The 18,435-nt window shown below is 64.7% G+C and carries 21 protein-coding genes; 20 read left to right on the top strand and 1 reads right to left on the bottom strand.

Annotation, left to right across the window (positions count from 1 at the left end):
- Positions 1–4 precede the first annotated feature (4 nt).
- A complete protein-coding gene (locus C8K66_RS23380) occupies positions 5–775 on the bottom strand; it encodes a ParA family protein (RefSeq protein WP_017849829.1) in 771 nt (256 codons plus the stop codon).
- 337 nt (positions 776–1,112) lie between these two features.
- On the opposite strand from C8K66_RS23380, the gene C8K66_RS23375 reads away from it, so the two are divergent.
- Genes C8K66_RS23375 through C8K66_RS23280 form a run of 20 tightly spaced genes read left to right on the top strand, consistent with a single transcriptional unit; the run spans position 1,113 to position 18,413 of the window.
- Entirely contained in the window at positions 1,113–1,832 is a 720-nt protein-coding gene (locus C8K66_RS23375; RefSeq protein WP_046384950.1) for a beta-ketoacyl synthase chain length factor, read from the top strand.
- Entirely contained in the window at positions 1,808–2,620 is an 813-nt protein-coding gene (locus C8K66_RS23370) for a 1-acyl-sn-glycerol-3-phosphate acyltransferase (RefSeq protein ID WP_104904072.1), read from the top strand. The genes C8K66_RS23375 and C8K66_RS23370 overlap by 25 nt, the downstream gene beginning before the upstream one ends.
- Complete coding sequence (locus C8K66_RS23365) at positions 2,598–2,867, top strand: phosphopantetheine-binding protein (RefSeq protein ID WP_046384951.1); 270 nt, start codon at positions 2,598–2,600, stop codon at positions 2,865–2,867. The genes C8K66_RS23370 and C8K66_RS23365 overlap by 23 nt, the downstream gene beginning before the upstream one ends.
- A gap of 9 nt (positions 2,868–2,876) precedes the next feature.
- Positions 2,877–3,131 carry an acyl carrier protein gene (locus C8K66_RS23360; RefSeq protein ID WP_017849833.1) on the top strand — a complete coding sequence of 85 codons (255 nt, stop codon included), beginning with the start codon at positions 2,877–2,879 and terminating at the stop codon, positions 3,129–3,131.
- Complete coding sequence (locus C8K66_RS23355) at positions 3,128–3,673, top strand: membrane protein (protein ID WP_017849834.1); 546 nt, start codon at positions 3,128–3,130, stop codon at positions 3,671–3,673. Before C8K66_RS23360 ends, C8K66_RS23355 begins: the two co-directional genes overlap by 4 nt.
- Positions 3,670–5,340 (top strand): acyl-CoA synthetase family protein, encoded by a 1,671-nt coding sequence (locus tag C8K66_RS23350; protein ID WP_108526061.1) that lies wholly within the window; start codon positions 3,670–3,672, stop codon positions 5,338–5,340. The genes C8K66_RS23355 and C8K66_RS23350 overlap by 4 nt, the downstream gene beginning before the upstream one ends.
- The gene (locus C8K66_RS23345) at positions 5,333–6,067 is read left to right on the top strand and encodes a glycosyltransferase family 2 protein (protein WP_079442695.1); all 735 of its coding nucleotides are present in this window, start codon (positions 5,333–5,335) and stop codon (positions 6,065–6,067) included. The genes C8K66_RS23350 and C8K66_RS23345 overlap by 8 nt, the downstream gene beginning before the upstream one ends.
- Entirely contained in the window at positions 6,064–6,999 is a 936-nt protein-coding gene (locus C8K66_RS23340) for a glycosyl transferase (RefSeq protein ID WP_108526059.1), read from the top strand. Before C8K66_RS23345 ends, C8K66_RS23340 begins: the two co-directional genes overlap by 4 nt.
- Positions 6,983–8,524 (top strand): histidine ammonia-lyase, encoded by a 1,542-nt coding sequence (gene hutH / locus C8K66_RS23335; protein WP_108526057.1) that lies wholly within the window; start codon positions 6,983–6,985, stop codon positions 8,522–8,524. The genes C8K66_RS23340 and hutH overlap by 17 nt, the downstream gene beginning before the upstream one ends.
- Positions 8,517–8,945: a thioesterase family protein gene (locus C8K66_RS23330; protein WP_108526055.1), complete on the top strand. Its 429-nt coding sequence runs from the start codon at positions 8,517–8,519 to the stop codon at positions 8,943–8,945. The genes hutH and C8K66_RS23330 overlap by 8 nt, the downstream gene beginning before the upstream one ends.
- Complete coding sequence (locus tag C8K66_RS23325) at positions 8,939–9,625, top strand: outer membrane lipoprotein carrier protein LolA (RefSeq protein WP_108526053.1); 687 nt, start codon at positions 8,939–8,941, stop codon at positions 9,623–9,625. The genes C8K66_RS23330 and C8K66_RS23325 overlap by 7 nt, the downstream gene beginning before the upstream one ends.
- On the top strand, positions 9,597–11,927 hold the full coding sequence (locus tag C8K66_RS23320) for an MMPL family transporter (RefSeq protein WP_108526051.1): 2,331 nt from the start codon (positions 9,597–9,599) through the stop codon (positions 11,925–11,927). Before C8K66_RS23325 ends, C8K66_RS23320 begins: the two co-directional genes overlap by 29 nt.
- Before the next feature lie 33 nt (positions 11,928–11,960).
- Complete coding sequence (locus C8K66_RS23315) at positions 11,961–13,208, top strand: NAD(P)/FAD-dependent oxidoreductase (protein WP_026140390.1); 1,248 nt, start codon at positions 11,961–11,963, stop codon at positions 13,206–13,208.
- Entirely contained in the window at positions 13,205–13,939 is a 735-nt protein-coding gene (locus C8K66_RS23310; RefSeq protein WP_108526049.1) for a class I SAM-dependent methyltransferase, read from the top strand. The genes C8K66_RS23315 and C8K66_RS23310 overlap by 4 nt, the downstream gene beginning before the upstream one ends.
- Complete coding sequence (locus tag C8K66_RS23305) at positions 13,936–14,418, top strand: hypothetical protein (RefSeq protein WP_108526047.1); 483 nt, start codon at positions 13,936–13,938, stop codon at positions 14,416–14,418. The genes C8K66_RS23310 and C8K66_RS23305 overlap by 4 nt, the downstream gene beginning before the upstream one ends.
- Positions 14,415–15,581: a beta-ketoacyl-[acyl-carrier-protein] synthase family protein gene (locus C8K66_RS23300; protein ID WP_057003640.1), complete on the top strand. Its 1,167-nt coding sequence runs from the start codon at positions 14,415–14,417 to the stop codon at positions 15,579–15,581. The genes C8K66_RS23305 and C8K66_RS23300 overlap by 4 nt, the downstream gene beginning before the upstream one ends.
- A complete protein-coding gene (locus tag C8K66_RS23295; protein ID WP_017849846.1) occupies positions 15,578–16,039 on the top strand; it encodes a hotdog family protein in 462 nt (153 codons plus the stop codon). The genes C8K66_RS23300 and C8K66_RS23295 overlap by 4 nt, the downstream gene beginning before the upstream one ends.
- On the top strand, positions 16,036–16,764 hold the full coding sequence (gene fabG, locus C8K66_RS23290; RefSeq protein WP_057003639.1) for a 3-oxoacyl-ACP reductase FabG: 729 nt from the start codon (positions 16,036–16,038) through the stop codon (positions 16,762–16,764). The genes C8K66_RS23295 and fabG overlap by 4 nt, the downstream gene beginning before the upstream one ends.
- On the top strand, positions 16,764–17,990 hold the full coding sequence (locus C8K66_RS23285) for a beta-ketoacyl-ACP synthase (RefSeq protein ID WP_046384962.1): 1,227 nt from the start codon (positions 16,764–16,766) through the stop codon (positions 17,988–17,990). Before fabG ends, C8K66_RS23285 begins: the two co-directional genes overlap by 1 nt.
- A gap of 27 nt (positions 17,991–18,017) precedes the next feature.
- Positions 18,018–18,413: a hypothetical protein gene (locus tag C8K66_RS23280; protein WP_017849849.1), complete on the top strand. Its 396-nt coding sequence runs from the start codon at positions 18,018–18,020 to the stop codon at positions 18,411–18,413.
- Positions 18,414–18,435 lie beyond the last annotated feature (22 nt).

Below are 18,435 nucleotides of genomic sequence, written 5' to 3'. Positions count from 1 at the left end.
TAGGTCAGGCGTTTTCCAGCAGGTTATGCAACTCCACAAACTGCTGCGTCAGCTTGTGCCGTGGGTCCAGGTGGATCAGCGGTTTGTTCTGCTGGTGCGACTCACGCATGCGTACCGAACTCGCCAGGTACACCGGCAGCACCGGCAAGCCTTCGGCAATCAACTCATCGAGCATCTGCTGCGGCAAGCTCGCCCGCGCCTGGAACTGGTTGACCACAATGCCTTCGACTTCCAGGCCTTCGTTGTGGTCTTCCTTCAATTCTTCGATTTCCGCCAGCAGGCCATACAACGCCTGGCGCGAGAAACTGTCGCAATCGAAGGGGATCAACACACGATCAGCAGCAATCAGCGCCGAAACCGCATAAAAATTCAACGCTGGCGGGGTATCCAGGTAAATCCGGTCGTAGTCTTCGCTCAGTTCATCCAGCAGCTTTCGCAGCTTGTTGATTTTGTGCTTGGCTTCGAGCTTGGGCTGCAAGTCCGCCAGCTCAGCGGTGGCGGTGATCACGTGAAGGTTGTCGAAGGGCGTTTCGTAGATATCCACCCGGTTTTTCTTGGCGAACGGCCCCGAAGACAGGGTTTGCTTGAAGAACTCGGCAATACCCATCGGTATATCGTCGCCGGTCAGCCCGGTGAGGTACTGAGTAGAGTTGGCTTGTGCATCGAGGTCCACCAACAGGGTTCGGTAACCTTCACTGGCGCTGACCGCCGCCAGGTTGCAGGCGATGCTGGACTTGCCAACCCCGCCTTTTTGATTGAACACCACGCGCCGCATGGAAAAACCTCCGTGTACCAATGAATGCCCGAGTGTAGAGGGCAAAAGCGCCGGTTAGCTACCTCGTTCATCCATGCACTGCTGCATTAATGGTCCGGGCTAGCATCTAACGTACAAATGAAAAGGAACAGTCCGACAATCCAGCTCGGTTCTCAGTAAAGGACAATCTGTAAATCTTCCCCAGCAAATTGTAATCGGCCGTGAACAAATATTTACCAAAGTTTGCTAGAACCCCACAGCACCGGGATAATGCGCGCCATTCGGCTGCTGCTCCCTGTCCCGGTATTCGGGGCCAGTGGCCGCGCATGGAAGCCCGCAGGGGCGGGATATCTTCTCAGTGATCAATTTCAATATCAGCCAATGGCGCGCCTGGGCTCCGGGCCTCGAAAGTGCGGACGACTGGCGCGCCTGGTGCCAGGCGCCAGTGTTGTTGCCCGCCAGCGAAGCCTCCCCCGACGTCTCGTTTTTACCGGCCATGCAGCGCCGCCGCCTGAGCCGTCTGGCGCGCATGGCTTTCAGCGTGGGCTGGCCGCTGGCCGAGGGCCTGCAAGACCTGCCGCTGGTGTTCGTTTCCCGCCACGGCGAAACCCCGCGCACCCTCGACATCCTCAGCGACCTGGCCAACGATCAGCCGCTGTCGCCGACCCAGTTCAGCCTGTCGGTGCATAACGCGGTGATTGGCCTGTGGTCGATCCTGCGCAATGAAACCAGCGAAATGACCGCCCTCGCCGCCGCCGGCGATGGCCTGGAACACGGCATGCTCGAAGCAGCGGCCCTGCTCAACGAAGGCGCCCCGGCGGTATTGCTGGTGATCAGCGAGGAACAGCCCCCCGAGGCCTACGCCAACTGGATCCACGACGTGCCCTTCCCCTACGCCCTCGGCCTGTTACTGACGCCGGGCGACGAGTGGCAACTGGAACTGCGCACCGGCACGGTCCAACACACTCACACCCAGTGGCCTCATGCCCTGAACCTGCTACGCACCCTGTTGACCGAACAGGGCGCCTGCCAACACGCCTGGAAGAACCGCGTATGGAACTGGCAACGCAAGCCCTGAACGACAAGCCACGGGACGCCTACTACTGGCGCCTGTTCGCCACCGCCGCCAGCTTCGCGCTGTTTGGCGTCGGCGGGCTGTGCCTGCGCTTACTGGTGTTTCCGTTGCTCAATTGCCTGCCGGGGACTGCCAGCCAGCACCAACGGCGCGCGCGGCATACCATCAGTCGCCTGTTCTGGTTGTTCATTCGGTGGATGCAGCGCCTGGGCATTCTCACGTTCAGCGTCGACGGTGCCGACAAACTCGGGCGCCCCGGCCAGATGATCGTCGCCAACCACCCGTCACTGATCGACGTGGTGTTCCTGATCGGCCTGATGCGCCAGACCAACTGCGTGGTCAAGCAGAGCCTGTTTCAAAACCCGTTCACCCGTGGGCCGGTGCGCGATGCCGGCTACATCAGCAATGACGGCAGCGCGGACATGCTCGACGCCGCCGCCGATGCGCTGCGCGAAGGTCAGACCCTGATCATCTTTCCAGAAGGCACCCGCACCACACCCGGTGCGGCGCCTGCCTTTCATCGCGGCGGCGCCGCGATTGCGTTGCGTGGTGCGACAATCATCACCCCCGTGGTAATCAAGGTCAGCCCGACCACCCTGACCAAGGCCGAACCCTGGTATCGCATTCCCAAACGCCGCTTTCACTTCAGTTTACGGGTGGGTGCCGATATAGAACCACAAGCGTTCGCCGCACTCGGCCCCGCGCCCCAGGCCTCACGCAAGCTCAACGATTACCTGCATCACTATTTTATTAAGGAGCTCGCCGAAGATGAGCAACTCAAACAGCCTTGAGCACGACATAAAGACGCTGATCATCGAGGCCCTGGGCCTGGAAGACATCAGCGTCGACGACATCAACAGCGACCAAACCCTGTTCGGCGAAGGCCTGGGCCTGGACTCAGTCGACGCCCTGGAACTGGGCCTGGCGATCCAGAAAAAGTACGGCTTCAAGATCGATGCCGACGCCAAGGACACCCGCAATCACTTCACCAACGTGGCCAGCCTTGCGGCGTTCGTCACGGCCAAACAGGCAGCTTGAGACCGTACCATGCAAACTCGTGACGATATTTTCAACACCCTGCGCGCTGCCTTGGTGGAACTGTTTGAACTGGAACCTGAACGCATCACCCTCGAAGCCAACCTGTACCAGGACCTGGAAATCGACAGCATCGACGCCGTGGACCTGATCGACCACATCAAACGCCAGACCGGCAAAAAAATCGCCGCCGAAGAGTTCAAGGCTGTGCGTACCGTGAACGACGTGGTTGAGGCGGTGTACCGTCTGGTCCAACCGGCCGCATGAGCCGGCTGATCGGCCTTGGCCTGTTGCTGGCGGGGTTGCTGTACCCTTTCGCGGTGTATTACGGCACCGAGCACTTTGCACCGTGGCAATTCGGCCTGCTGCTCGGCAGCCTGTGGTTGCTGCGTGCGCTCACGGGTGCGCGGCGCCCCGGCAGCCGCTGGATGGCGGTGGCGATCATCCTGTTCTGCTTGGCCCTGGCCTGGTTCGACAACCCGCACCTGCTGCGCTGGTACCCGAGCCTGGTCAGCGCGTTCATGTTGGCGCTGTTCGGCCTGAGCCTGAAATACGGCCCGCCGATGGTCGAGCGCCTGGCACGCATGACCGACCCGCAACTGCCGCCGAAAGCCATTGTGTATACGCGCCAGGTCACCGTGGTGTGGAGCGTGTTTTTTCTGTGTAATGGCCTGCTGGCCGCCGCCCTCACCCTGTGGGCGCCGCTGAGCTGGTGGACGTTGTACAACGGCCTGATCGCCTACGGGCTGATGGGGCTGTTGTTTGCCGTGGAATGGCTGGTACGACAAAGGGTTCGAGGCCGCGTATGAATGGGTTGAAACTTGAGCACCTGCTGCTTGAGCCGTTGGAACAGCGCTTGGTCACCACCGAGCCTGCGATGAATCACGCCCAGCTGTGGGAGCAATCCCTGCGCCTGGCGGCAGGCCTGCACGCGCGCGGTATCCAGCGCGTGGCGGTGCATCTGGAAGACGCCGGCCTGCTGGCGATCGCCCTGCTGGGGGCCTGGCGCGCCGGGGTCGGCGTGTTGCTGCCCGCCGACCTGCAACCGCAGACTCGCCAACGCTGGGCCGACGCCGTCGACACCTGGCTGACCGACGCCGCGGACCTGGACGCGTTGTATCAGGCGCCGTTGAGCCCGGCCGCCCTCGACCTGGATGCGTGCCAATTGAGCCTGTGTACCTCCGGCTCCAGCGGCGAACCCAAGCGCATCGACAAGACCCTGCGCCAGCTGGCCAACGAGGTGCAGGCCCTGGAAACGCTGTGGGGCGCGGACCTCAACGACGCCTGCATCATCGGCAGCGTCGCCACCCAACACATCTACGGCCTGTTGTTCCGCGTGCTGTGGCCGTTGTGCGCCGGCCGCAGCTTCGTGCGCCGCCAGTTGGCCTTCCCGGAGGATTTGCAGCGCGCCAGCCGCGAGCACCCACGGTTCGCCTGGGTCGCCAGCCCGGCGCTGCTCAAGCGGATGGGCGACAACCTCGACTGGCCGGCCCTGAGCCGAGTGTCGCGGGTGTTCTCCTCCGGCGGCGCCCTGCCCATCGACGCAGCCGCCAGCCTGTACGAACGCTTGCAACAATGGCCGACGGAAATCCTCGGCAGCTCGGAAACCGGCGGCATTGCCTGGCGCCAAGGCGCGCAGCCGTGGCAGCCGTTCGCCGGGGTAGAACTGAGCCAGGACGCCGACGGTGCCCTGCGTATTGCCTCGCCGTACCTGCCCGCCGGGCATATCGAACAGACCGCCGACGCCGCCCGCCTGCATGCCGACGGCCGCTTCGAGCTGCTCGGGCGCCTGGATCGCATCGTCAAACTGGAAGAAAAACGTATCTCCCTGCCCATGCTCGAACAGGCCCTGATGGCGCACCCCTGGGTCGCCGAAACGCGCCTGGGCGTGGTCCAGGAAAACCGCGCCAGCCTCGGCGCTCTCGTGGTGCTGAGCGCCGACGGCCTGCATGCCCTGCGCAACCAGGGCCGGCGTACCGTCACGCAAACCCTGCGCCAACACTTGAGCCAACACTGCGAAGCCCTGGCCTTGCCGCGTCGCTGGCGTTTACTGCGACAGTTGCCGCTGAACAGCCAAGGCAAGCTGCCCCAGGCCGAGATCGAAGCGCTGCTGCTGGCGCCCCGGCCGAAAGCCCCTGAGGTGCTGGAGCAAGTCGAAGCCGATGGCGAATGGACCTTGCAACTGAGCATCCCGCCGGACCTGGCCTACTTCAGCGGCCACTTCCCGGTGACGCCGGTGCTGCCGGGCGTGGTGCAGGTCGAGTGGGCGTTCAACCTCGGCCAGCAACTGCTCGACCTGCCGGCGACCTTTGCCGGCATGGAAGTGCTCAAGTTCCAGCAACTGGTGCGCCCCGGCGACCACGTCGAACTGCACCTGCGCTTCGACCCGCAACGCAGCAAGCTGTATTTCGCCTACCGCAGCGGCGTCGCAGCCTGCTCCAGTGGCCGGATTCAACTGGAGCCTGCGCATGCATAACCCCTGCGCCCTGATCCCGGTCTACAACCATGAAACCGCCGTGCCGGCCGTGGTCCACAGCCTGCTCGACAGCGGCCTGCCATGCCTGTTGGTGGACGATGGCAGCAGCCCGGCGTGCGCGGCGGTGCTGGCGCAATTGGCAACCCTCGACAACGTCAGCCTGCTCACCCTGCCGAACAACCAAGGCAAGGGCAGCGCGGTGATGGCCGGCTTTCGCGAAGCGGCGCGCCTGGGCTTCACCCATGCCCTGCAAGTGGACGCCGACGGCCAACATGACCTACGCGAAGTCGAGAGCTTCATCGACACCTCGCGCCGACACCCCACGGCGGTGATCTGCGGCTACCCCGAATACGACGACAGCGTGCCCAAGGGCCGCCTGTACGCACGCTACCTGACCCACGTGTGGGTGTGGATCAACACCCTGTCGCTGCAGATTCGCGATTCGATGTGCGGCTTTCGCGTGTACCCGCTGGGGCCGACCCTGGCGCTGATGGACTCGGCCTACATCGGCACCCACATGGATTTCGACTCGGACATCCTGGTGCGCCTGGCCTGGCGCAACCAGCCGATGCGCTGGCTGCCGACAAAGGTGCATTACCCCGCCGACGGCCTGTCGCACTTCCGCCTGTTTCGCGACAACGTGCGTATCTCGGCCATGCACACCCGGCTGTTCTTCGGCATGTTGGTGCGCGCACCGATGATTCTGTGGCGACGGTGGCAGGCATGAGCGACAGCAGCAAACACTGGGCCGACCGCGAAGAGCGTGGCAGTTTCTGGCTGATGAAACTCACCGCAGTCGCCGCCAGGCTGCTCGGGCGCCGGCTGTTGAGCCCGCTGCTGTACGGCATCGTGCTGTACTTCTTCCTGTTCGGCCGCACCGCGCGCCAGAGCACCTGGCAATACCAGCAGCGTCTGGCGCAATGGAGCGGCCGCGATGAGCTGCGCCCGACCCTGCGCAAAGTCTTCGGCCAGTTCATGGCATTTGCCGATGCGCTGCTGGACAAGCTCGACGTGTGGAACGGCAAGCTGCGCATCGAGCAGATCGAAATCCACGACCCGGCGCAATTGCGTGGGCAACTGCGCGGCGAGCGCGGGCAGATGCTGGTGGGCGCGCACCTGGGCAACCTCGAAGTGTGCCGCGCGCTCGCGGAGATCGGCGAAAAAGTCACCATGAACGTGCTGGTCCACACCAAGCACGCCGAACGCTTCAACCGCCTGCTGGGCGAAGCCGGCGCGACCCATTTGCGCCTGATCCAGGTCAGCGAGCTGGACCCGGCGACCATGCTGCTGCTCAGCCAGCGCCTGGACGACGGCGAATGGCTGGCGATTGCCGGCGACCGCGTGCCACTGCACGGCGGGCGCACGGTGCGCGTGGACTTCCTCGGCCATGACGCCGCCTTCCCCCAGGGCCCGTGGCTGCTGGCCGGCCTGCTGAAATGCCCGGTCAACCTGCTGATGTGCCTCAAGCACCAGGGCCGCTATCGCCTGAGCATCGAACCGTTTGCCCAACTGATCGAATGGAAACGCAGCACCCGCGAACAGGTCATCACCCTGTGGACCGCACGCTACGCCGCACGCCTGGGCCAGTTCTGCCTGGAAGCGCCCCAACAATGGTTCAACTTTTACCCTTTCTGGAAGACCGATGACGACGCATCTTGAGCCGGTAACGTTTGGCGAACGCGCTTTGCGCATTGAAGACGTATTGGCCCTGGCCAATCGTCAGGCGCCCACGCACTTGCAGGATGATGCCGCGTATCGCCAGCGCATCGCCAAGGGCGCGCAGTTCCTCGACTCGCTGCTGGACAAGGAAGGCGTGATCTACGGCGTGACCACCGGCTATGGCGACTCGTGCGTGGTGGCGGTGCCGTTGCAGCACGTCGAAGCCCTGCCGCGGCACCTGTACACCTTCCACGGTTGCGGCCTGGGCAAGTTGCTCGACGCGCAAGCCACCCGCGCCGTGCTCGCGGCGCGTTTGCAGTCGCTGTGCCACGGCGTGTCCGGGGTGCGCGTGGAACTGCTCGAACGCCTGCACGCGTTCCTCGAACACGACGTACTGCCGCTGATCCCGGAAGAAGGCTCGGTGGGCGCCAGCGGCGACCTGACGCCGCTGTCCTACGTGGCCGCGACGCTCTCCGGCGAACGCGACGTGCTGTTCCGTGGCGAACGCCGCCAGGCCATCGACGTCCACCGCGAACTGGGCTGGGCGCCGCTGGTCCTGCGGCCCAAGGAAGCCCTCGCACTGATGAACGGCACCGCCGTGATGACCGGCCTCGCCTGCCTGGCCTTCGCCCGCGCCGATTACCTGCTGCAATTGGCCACGCGCATCACCGCGCTGAACGTGGTGGCGCTGCAAGGCAACCCGGAACACTTCGACGAGCGCCTGTTCGCCGCCAAGCCGCACCCGGGGCAGATGCAAGTCGCCGCGTGGTTGCGCCAAGACCTGGCCATCGATGCGCCGACTGCGCCGCTGCACCGTTTGCAGGACCGCTACTCGCTGCGTTGCGCGCCCCACGTTCTCGGCGTGCTGGCCGACAGCCTGAACTGGCTGCGCTCGTTCATCGAGATCGAACTCAACAGCGCCAACGACAACCCGATCATCGACGCTGAAGAAGAGCGCGTGCTGCACGGCGGGCACTTCTACGGCGGGCACATCGCCTTCGCCATGGACAGCCTCAAGACCCTGGTGGCCAACGTCGCCGACCTGCTCGACCGCCAGCTCGCCCTGCTGGTGGACGTGCGTTACAACCACGGCCTGCCGAGCAACCTGTCCGGCGCCCCGGCCGACCGCGCGATGATCAACCACGGCTTCAAGGCGGTGCAGATCGGCACCAGCGCCTGGACCGCCGAAGCGCTGAAGAACACCATGCCGGCCAGCGTGTTTTCACGCTCCACCGAGTGCCACAACCAGGACAAAGTGAGCATGGGCACCATCGCCGCCCGCGATGCGATCCGTGTGCTGGAGCTGACCGAACAGGTCGCCGCCGCCACCCTGCTCGCCGCCAACCAGGGCGTGTGGCTGCGCGCCCAGGCCGCCGAGGCGCGCCCGTTGCCGCCGGCGTTGGCAGCGATGCACAGCGAACTGGCCAAGGACTTCCCGCCGGTGATCGAAGACCGCGCCCTCGAAGGCGAGCTGCGCCTGTGCCTGCAACGCATCGCCGAGCAACACTGGAGGCTGCATGCGTAGCCCGGGCGTACTGCATTGCGACACGGAAATCCTCGTGCCGTTTTTCGACATCGACACCATGAACGTGGTCTGGCACGGGCACTACGTGAAGTACCTGGAAATCGCCCGCTGCGCCCTGCTCGACAAGATCGGCCATAACTACGCAGCGATGCTCGAGTCGGGCTACGCCTGGCCGGTGATCGACATGCAACTGCGCTATGTGCGCGGCGCCACCTTCGGCCAGACGCTCAACGTGCGCGCCAGCCTGGTGGAGTGGGAGAACCGTTTGAAGGTCAATTACCTGATCACCGATCTCGCCAGCGGCGAGCGTTTGACCCGCGCCATGACCGTGCAAGTGGCGGTGGGCATCGCCAGCCGCGAGATGCAACTGGCCTCACCCACCGTCTTCACCCACGCCGTCGAAAAGGCCCTGAAATGCTGACCCTCGTAGGAGCGAGCTTGCTCGCGAAGATCGTCAACGATAATGCTGGCCACCTGACACCCCGCGGTGCCCTCAGGTTTTTCGCGAGCAAGCTCGCTCCTACAGTGTTCGCGTTGTTTGGTTTTTCGGCGGCGGCCCATGGGTTCGACTTACAGCAACTGGGTGATCAGTTGGCCAAACCCAGCGTGATCCACGGCAGCTTCATCCAGGAAAAACACCTGCGCGCCCTGCCGCAGCCCTTGGTCAGCAAAGGCACCTTCGTCCTGGCCAAAGACCACGGCCTGCTGTGGCTGCTCAAAACCCCGCTGCAACAGGATTACCGCATCAGTACCCAAGGCATTGCGCGGCGTGACGCCAATGGCTGGCAGACGCTGCCGAACAAGAGCGCCGGGGCCGAGCAGAACCGCCTGTTCCTCGCCGTGCTGCAGGGCGACAGCAGCGGCTTGCAGCGTGACTTCGACCTGCAACTGCAGGGCGAAGCCGAGCAGTGGCAGTTGACGCTGACCCCGCGCTCGCTGCTGCTCAAGCAAGTGTTCAAGCAGATCAATATCGACGGCGGCACGCTGGTCCACAGCATCGAACTGCTGGAAACCCAGGGCGACAGCACCGTGCTGCGCATGCAGGACAGCAGCGCCGACCTTCCCCTGAGCGATGCGGAGCAACACGACTTTGCCCAGTGAGCGTTTATTGCCGCGCCTGTTCCTGACCCTGCTGGTGGCCGTGCTGACCCTGGCCGGCTGGCAATGGCGCCATGGCGCGCCGTTGTCGGCCAACCTGATGGAACTGGTGCCGGGCAACACGCCGGACGCCCTCGAACTGCAAGCCGAACAGCGCATGCAGGAACCGTTGAACCGCGAAATCCTGGTCCTCGTGGGGCACGCCGACCGCCAGCAAGCGGTCAACGTGGCCGAGCAACTGGGCGCGCGCTGGCAAGCCAGCGGCCTGTTTGAAAAGGTCCAATGGAACCTGCAAGCCGACCTGCCGGCACTGCGCGCGCAATTGTTGCGCGGGCGTTTGTCGATGCTCGCGGCCAAGGACCGCGAGCAACTGATCGACCACCCCGACGCCTTCATCCAGCAGCGCGTGCAAGCGCTGTTCGACCCGTTCACCGGGTTCAGCCTGGTGCCGAGCCAGGACGACTGGCTGGGCCTGACCGGACGCATTCAGAACAGCCAGCCGCAGAGCGGCGCGGTGCAATTGGATATCGGCAGCGGCGCATTGATCGCCGATGCCGACGGCAAGAGCTGGGTGCTGTTGCGTGCGCGCACCACCGGCAATGCCTTCGATATGAAACTGCCGCTGCAGGTCGCGGACCTGCTCCAGGCCAGTCGCGCCCAGGCCACCGAGCACGGCGCGCAACTGCTCGCGGCCAGCGGTTTGCTCTACGCTGCCAGCGGGCAACAGCAAGCCAGCCGCGAAATCACCTGGGTCGGCGGCGGCGCCACCCTCGGCATTCTGCTGCTGTTGCTCCTGGCGTTCCGCCGCTGGCGCGTGCTGCTGGCCTTCGTGCCGGTGCTGGTGGGCATGCTGTTCGGCGCGGTGGCCTGTGTGGCGCTGTTCGGGCATATGCATGTGATGACGCTGGTGCTCGGTTCCAGCCTGATCGGCGTGGCGGTGGACTACCCGCTGCACTATTTGTCGAAAAGCTGGAGCCTGCAGCCGTGGCGCAGTTGGCCGGCGTTGCGCCTGACCCTGCCGGGCCTGAGCCTGAGCCTGGCGACCAGTTGCATCGGTTACCTGGCGCTGGCCTGGACGCCGTTCCCGGCGCTGACCCAGATCGCCGTATTCTCCGCTGCCGGCCTGGTCGGTGCGTACCTGTCGGCCGTGTGCCTGTTGCCGGCGCTGCTCAAGGGTGTCGACCTGCGCCCGGCGCAATGGCCGTTGCACATCGCCGAGCGCCTGTGGCTGATGCGTTCCGGGTTGATCAAGCGCGTGCCGAGCGCGGTGCTGCTGGTGTGGGTGCTGCTGTTTTGCGCCGGCGGCTTGTGGCAGTTGAACAGTAAAAACGATCTGCGCCAGTGGATCGGCGCCCCGCCGCAATTACTGCAGGAAGCCCAGGCCGTGGCGCGGATCACCGGGTTCCAACCCACCAGCCAGTTCTTCCTGGTGCGCGCCGACAATCAGCAGCAGTTGCTGGAACGCCAGGCCGCCCTGGGCCAGCGCCTGGAACAGCTGGTGAATATGGACAAGCTCCAGGGTTATCTGGCGCTGAACCAACTGGTCAACCTGCCCGCCGAGCAACAACAGCTGCGCGAGGCGCTGAATGCACTTCCCGCGCACTGGCAACCGCTGCTCGACCTCGGCGTGCCCGTCGGCGCGCTGCAAGCCGAAGTCGCTCAACTGCAAGCGCTGCCCACCCAAGACATCGACGCTGCACTGCTCGGGCCGCTGGCCGAACCCTGGCGCACGCTGTGGCTGGGCCCGGTCGACGGCGGTGTGGCAGCCATGATCAGCCTGCAAGGCTTGAGCGACCCGGCGCTGCTGCAGGTGCAGGCCGCGGATTTGCCGGGGGTGCAACTGGTGGATCGCCTGGGGGAGTTGAACCGGGTGTTCGCCGCCACGCAGATCAGCGCGGCTGAATTGAAGTTGATGTCGTGCGGGCTGATCGTGCTGTTGCTGATCGTGCCCTTCGGCTTTGGCGGCGCGCTGCGCATCGTCGCTCTGCCGTTGCTGGCCGCGCTGTGCAGCCTGGCCAGCCTCGGTTGGCTGGGCCAGCCGCTGACGCTGTTCAGCCTGTTCGGCCTGCTGCTGGTCACCGCCATCAGCGTCGACTACGCGATCCTGATGCGTGAACAGATCGGCGGGCCTGCGGTCAGCCTATTAGGAACACTGCTGGCGGCACTGACGACCTGGTTGTCGTTCGGCCTGCTGGCGCTGTCGAGTACACCCGCGGTGAGTAATTTCGGCCTGTCGGTCAGCCTGGGCCTGGCCTTCAGCTTTATGCTGGCGCCCTGGGCCGGCCGACAGAAGCACGCCTCATGAATGTGATTATCGCCAAAGCGGCAAGGAGCCCTCGTGCCCATAGTTGAAATGGAACGTCGCCAGGTGGTGGTGATCGGTGCCGGCCCGTCCGGTGCCATCGCTGCAGCGCTGTTAAAGCGTAAAGGGCATGATGTATTGATTATCGAGCGCCAGCATTTCCCACGTTTTTCGATCGGTGAAAGCCTGCTGTCGCACTGCATCGACTTTATCGAAGAGGCCGGCATGCTCGACGCCGTGCAGGCCGCGGGTTTCCAGGTGAAAACCGGTGCCGCATTCGCCTGGGGCGAGCGCTACAGTGCGTTTGATTTCGGCGATACGTTCAGCCACGGCAAGCCGACCACCTTCCAGGTGCAGCGCGGCGAGTTCGACAAGTTGCTGGCCGATCAGGCGGCGCTGCAAGGCGTCGACATCCGTTACGGCGAAACCATCGTCGGCGTGGATTTCAGCGGTGAAACCCACTACCTGCATGTGCGCCGGGAGAACGGCAGCGAGTACCACATCAAAGCCAAGTTCGTGCTCGACGCCAGCGGCTACGGCCGCGTCCTGCCGCGCCTGCTGGACCTGGAAGCGCCGTCGGATTTCCCGTTGCGCCAGGCGGTGTTCAGCCATGTCGAGGACCGCATCGAACACCCAGGCTTCGACCGCACCAAGATCCTCGTGACGACCCACCCGACCCAGCGCGACATCTGGTTCTGGACCATCCCGTTCAGCAACGGCCGTTGCTCCGTGGGCGTAGTGGCGGCCAAGGAACATTTTGCCGGCCGCGACAACGACCTGGACGCGTGCCTGCGCGGGTTCATCGACGAAACCCCAAGCCTCAGCAGCGTGCTGCAGAACGCCGTGTGGGACACCCCCGCGCGTACCATCGGCGGCTACTCGGCCAACGTCAAAACCTTGCACGGCCCGGGCTTCGCGCTGCTGGGCAATGCCGCAGAATTCCTCGACCCGGTGTTCTCCTCCGGCGTGACCATCGCCATGCGTTCGGCGAGCATGGCCGCGGGCGTGCTGCATCGTCAGCTCAACGGCGAAACCGTGGACTGGCAGCGCGAGTTTGCCGAGCCGTTGAAGCGCGGCGTCGACACCTTCCGCTGCTACGTCGAAGGCTGGTACGCCGGGACGTTCCAGGATGTTATTTTTCACGCTGGCAGCTCGCCGGAGATTCGCCGGATGATCAGTTCGATCCTCGCCGGCTACGCCTGGGACGAGCGCAACCCGTTTGTCAGCGAGCCCAAGCGGCGGTTACGGATGTTGTCGGAAATTTGTGCAGGGGATGCCGTGTGAGCAGTCAGTACTTGAGTAAGAACTACGTCGAAGAAACCAAGTTCGGCTTCTGGTTCCTGCGCAGCCACACCTGGCAGCACCATGTGTTGCGCGTGGCGATCAACGACCTGCGCAGCCTGTTCAGCGAACCGCTGCCGGTGGCGCCGGTACTGCTGGACGCCGGCTGCGGCCAGGGCAAATCCTTCAAGCTGTTGCAGCAAGTGTTTGCGCCGTCCCGCCTGATCGGGCTGGATGCCGACCCGCACAGCCTTGAGCTGAGCAAGGCGGAAGCCGCGCACCAAGGGCTGGAGGTCGAGCTGATCGGCAGCGACTGCGCCACCCTCGACGTCGCCGACGCCAGCGTCGATATCCTGTTCTGCCACCAGACCTTCCATCATCTGGTTGAGCAGCACCGCGCATTGAAAGAGTTCTACCGGGTCCTCAAGCCCGGCGGCTATCTGCTGTTTGCCGAGTCCACCGAAGCCTATATCGACACCTGGGTGATTCGCTGGCTGTTCCGCCACCCCATGCAGGTGCAGAAAAGCGCCGAAGAGTACCTGCAGATGCTGCACGAGCAGGGCTTTGAATTCGGCGCGCAGAACGTCTCCTACCCATACCTGTGGTGGAGCCGGGCCAGCGATTTCGGCCTGCTGGAACGCTGGGGCCTGCGCCAGGCTCCGCCGGTGGGCCAGCGCGAAGAAACCCTGGTCAACTGCGTGGCACGCAAACCCCTGGCGAGCGCGGCACCATGATGCGTGCGCTGCTGATCGGCTGCCTGTTGCTGCTGAGCGCCTGCGCCAGCCAACCGCCCTTGCCGGCAAAAAACCCGGCCCTGGCCCTGCCGATGCAACTGCACGTGCAGCGCCTGGCGGACGGCCAGAGCCAGGACTGGTTGCTGGTGATCCAGCGCGAAGGCAACGCGATCCGCTGGTCGATGATGGACCCGCTGGGCATCCCTCAGGCCCGACAGAAGCTGATCGACGGCCAGTGGCAGGCCGACGGGTTGCTGCCGCCCAATCCCCAGGCGCGCGAGCTGTTCGCCGCGTTGCTGTTTGCACTGACTTCGGCGGATGACCTCCGCGCGCTGTACCCGAACGCCCAAGCGATGGACCTGACACGCACCCTGCCGGGCCATTGGCAAATCGTCTATCAGTCATCCGAGGTGTTCCGCGTGAACATGCGCGGGCAACCGCTGAGCTATCGCATCACTCCGCTGGGAATGGCGCGATGACCGCGTATCTGAATGCCCTCGGCGTGATCTGCGCTCTCGGGCGCGGCCAGGCCGACGTCAGCCGCAGCCTGTTTGCCGGCGACTGCTCCGGCATGCGCGCCGAAAGCGACTGGGTGCCGGAGTGCGTGTTGCCGGTTGCCGGCGTACCGGGCGCACTGGCGACCATCCCGCCCGAGCTGGGCCAGCAAAGCAGCCGCAATAACCAGTTGCTGCTCGAAGCCGCGTTGCAGATCGACAGCGAGATCCGCCAGGCGATCCAACGCTACGGCGCGGCGCGGGTCGGCATTGTGCTCGGCACCAGCACCTCGGGCATCGACGAAGCCAGTCGCGGCATTGCCCGTTACCTGAGCGATCATCGGTTCCCCGACGACTACGACTACCAGCAACAGGAACTCAGCGCCCCGGCGAACTTCCTCGCCGACTGGCTGCAACTGAGCGGCCCGGCCTATGTGATTTCCACCGCCTGCACCTCCAGCGCCCGCGCGTTGATGAGTGCCCGGCGCCTGCTGGAGCTGGGCCTGTGCGATGCGGTGATCTGCGGCGGCGTCGACAGCCTGTGCAAGCTGACGCTTAACGGCTTTACCGCGCTGGAGGCGGTCTCGAGCGAGCGTTGCAACCCGTTTTCGGTGAACCGCAACGGCATCAACATCGGCGAAGCGGCGGTGTTGTTTTTGATGACTCGCGAGCCCGCCCCCATCGCGCTGCTAGGCAGTGGCGCGAGTTGCGATGCACACCATATTTCCGCGCCGGAGCCCACTGGCAAAGGCGCGTTGCTGGCGATGCGCAAGGCCCTGGCCAGCGCGCGCTTGAAGCCGGAGCAGATCGGCTACCTGAACCTGCACGGCACCGCCACCCAACACAACGACGCCATGGAAAGCCTGGCCGTCGCCAACCTGTTCCCCGACGGCGTGGCCTGTTCTTCGACCAAACCGATGAGCGGCCACACCCTGGGCGCGGCCGGCGCGCTGGAAGCGGCGTTCTGCTGGCTGAGCCTGGCCCACGGCCGGCTGCCGCCCCACGTATGGGACGGCCAGGCCGACCCGGCGCTGCCCGCCTTGCAGTGGGCACGCCGAGGTGACACCTTGAAAAAACGCTGCCTGATGAGCAACTCGTTTGCCTTCGGCGGCAATAATGTCAGCCTGATTATCGCAGAGGCCCCATGATCGATTGGCCACTCGCCGCACTGCTGCCCCACGCGGGCGACATGATCCTGATCGACCAGGTGCTGTCGTTCGACGAAGAGCAGATTCACACCCGCCTCACCGTCAAGCCCGGTGGCTTGTTCAACCGCCCCGACGGCAGCCTGCCGGCCTGGGTCGGCATCGAGCTGATGGCGCAAAGCGTCGCCGCCTATGCCGGTTGCCGCGCGCGCCAGAACGGCCAGGCGGTGGAGCTGGGCTTCCTGTTGGGCACGCGTAAGTTCGAGTGCAACGTGGAGCACTTCCCGGCCGGTGCCGAGTTGACCATCCACGGCCTGCGCTCCCTGGAAGACGACAACGGCATGGGTGTGTTCGAATGCCACCTGACCGGCGACGGTATCCACGCCAGCGCCCGCTTGAACGTATTTCGACCGCCCCAGGCGGCCACCTATTTAGATGAATCGAAGGACGAAACGCCATGACTGAATCCGTACTGGTCACCGGCTCCAGCCGTGGCATCGGCCGCGCCATTGCCCTGCGCCTGGCGCAGGCCGGGCACGACATCGTGTTGCATTGCCGCAGCGGTCGAGCAGAAGCCGACGCGGTGCAGGTCGAGATCGAAGCCCTGGGCCGCAAGGCGCGGGTGCTGCAATTCGACGTTTCCGAGCGGGCCGAGTGCAAGGCAATCCTCGAAGCCGACGTGGAACAACACGGCGCGTATTACGGCGTGGTGCTCAACGCCGGCCTGACCCGCGACGGCGCGTTCCCGGCCTTGTCGGAAGACGACTGGGACGTGGTGATGCGTACCAACCTCGACGGTTTCTACAACGTGCTGCACCCGGTGATGATGCCGATGATCCGCCGTCGCGCCGCCGGGCGTATCGTGTGCATCACCTCGGTGTCCGGGCTGATCGGCAATCGCGGCCAGGTCAACTACAGCGCCTCCAAGGCCGGCCTGATCGGCGCGGCCAAGGCCCTGGCCATCGAGCTGGGCAAGCGCAAGATCACCGTCAACTGCGTCGCACCGGGCCTGATCGACACCGCGATGCTCGATGAAAACGTGCCGGTCGAAGAGCTGATGAAAATGATCCCGGCGCAGCGCATGGGCACGCCGGAAGAAGTGGCCGGCGCGGTGAATTTCCTGATGTCGGCCGAAGCCGGCTATATCACCCGCCAGGTCTTGGCCGTGAACGGAGGTCTGTGTTGATGAAGCGCGTGGTCGTAACCGGCATGGCCGGCATCACCTCCCTGGGCAGCGACTGGAACACCATCGCCGCCAACTTTCGCGCCAACCGCAGCGGCATCCGGCGCATGGACGAGTGGGACCGTTTCAGCGAATTGAACACGCGCCTGGCCGGGCCGATCGACGACTTCGTCGTGCCCGCGCACTGGACCCGCAAGCAACTGCGCAGCATGGGCCGCGTATCGCGCCTGGCGGTGTGGGCGGCGGAGCAGGCGCTGAAAGACGCCGGCTTGCTCGGTGACGAGTCGATCAAGGACGGGCGCATGGGCGTGGCCTGCGGCTCGTCCACCGGCAGCACCGACGAGATCAAGGCGTTCGGCAACATGCTGCTCAACTCGGTGGCCGAGGGGCTGAACGCCAACTCCTATGTCCGCATGATGCCCCACACCACGGCGGCGAATATCAGCATCTTCTTTGGCCTCACCGGGCGCTTGATTCCCACGTCCAGCGCTTGCACCAGCGGCAGCCAGGGCATCGGTTATGCCTATGAGGCGATCAAGTTCGGACGCCTGCCGCTGATGCTCGCCGGCGGCGCCGAAGAGCTGTGCCCCACCGAAGCCATGGTGTTTGACGCGCTCTACGCCACCAGCCTGAAGAACGATGCGCCACAGACCAGCCCGCGCCCCTACGACAGCGGCCGCGACGGCCTGGTGATCGGCGAAGGCGGCGGCATGCTGGTGCTCGAAGAACTGGAACACGCCCTGGCCCGTGGCGCGCATATCCACGCCGAAATTGTCGGTTTCGGCAGCAACGCCGACGGCCAGCACACCACGCGCCCGGAACAGAAAACCATGCGCCGCGCCATGGAGCTGGCCCTGGAAGACGCCGGGCTCGAGCCCTCGGTCATCGGCTACGTGAACGGCCATGGCACCGCCACCGACCAGGGCGACATCGCCGAAACCCTGGCCACCAACAGCCTGTTCGGCAGCCGCATGCCCATCAGCTCGCAGAAGAGCTTCCTCGGCCACACCCTGGGCGCGTGCGGGGCGCTGGAGTCGTGGTTCAGCATCGAGATGATGAACCGCGACCAGTACGTACACACCTTCAACCTGGATTCCGTCGACCCGCAGTGCGGCGAGCTGGATTACCTGCAAGGTGAGTTTCGCGAGATGCACCACGACTACGTGATGAACAACAATTTTGCCTTCGGCGGCGTCAACACCTCGTTGATCTTCCGCCGCTGGTCCTGACTTTTTACATCGACTGGAGAAAACGGAATGTCTTCCTTGCTACGCGCCACCCTGATCACCCTGGCCCTGCTGACCGGCGCCGGTTGCACCAGCAAACCGGTGCTCAACACCCAGCACGACTTGCCGGCGGGTGCCCAGGTCAGCGAAGAACAAGTCAAACAGGTGATCGTCACCGCCCTGCAAAAACGCGAATGGACCGTGCAACGCCTGAGCCCGCAACTGGTGCAGGCTGAGATCACCGTGCGCAATCAGTTCTACGCAGCCATCGACATCCGCTACACCCGCAACAGCTACGCCATCACTTACCGCGACAGCCGCGACCTGGGCTACAAGGACGGCAAGATCCATCGCAACTACAACCGTTGGGTGAGCATGCTGGATCGGGACATCATGGCGGGGTTGCGTTCAGCGGGGATGCAGTAACCCCGGAAACGACAAAGGGCGC

This window comes from Pseudomonas sp. GV105 (genome assembly GCF_003058185.1).
GTDB classification, from domain to species: domain Bacteria; phylum Pseudomonadota; class Gammaproteobacteria; order Pseudomonadales; family Pseudomonadaceae; genus Aquipseudomonas; species Aquipseudomonas veronii.
Note: the sequence above shows the minus strand (reverse complement) of the source record. Positions and strands in the feature narration are given on the sequence as shown.